This window comes from Polaromonas sp. P1_G2 (genome assembly GCF_056405515.1).
Genome location: NZ_JBFUBY010000841.1, coordinates 1 through 538 on the forward strand (window position 1 = coordinate 1; position 538 = coordinate 538).

1 pseudogene is annotated in these 538 nt (G+C 56.1%); it reads left to right on the forward strand.

The features are described 5' to 3' along the window. Nucleotides 1–319 (forward strand): annotated as a pseudogene (locus AC1D0P_RS27915) (hypothetical protein); the annotation flags it as partial. Nucleotides 320–538: the final 219 nt, after the last annotated feature.

Sequence of the window (538 nt, forward strand, 5' to 3'; positions counted from 1 at the left end):
CTCCTATGCCTTCATGCCGTTCAACGATGCCGCCCGGCAACTGGTCTTTGCCGAAAACGGCTCTTCGGTGGAGACGGTCATGGTCGCGGGCAGGATCGTCATGCAGAACGGGCGGTTGACCACTGTCAACGAGAACGAGGTCTTCTCCGAGATTGCCGAACTGGTGCCCGCCCATCTCGCCGAACATGCCGAACTCGAACGGGCAAACAGCATATTCGAACCGATCATGGCCGAAATCCATCGCCGCGCGACGCTGCAGGATATCGGCCTCAACCGTTACCAGGGCGATCTGCCGGCCTTTGATGGTTCGAATATGTGACTGCTTGGCAGGCCAAAGCCGCCGCATATCTCCCAGGAGGGACGAACTGAGATGTTGATCTCGTTGATTGGTTGTCGCCGCACATCGGACCATTGACACACGATATCGTCAAGTCATATTTATAGCCCATTGGGTTATAGGATCGAGATGCAGACCGTCGCCGAGACACCAATGTTCGTGAGACAGGCAGCTGAGCTGTTCACCGAGGAAGAGCATAAG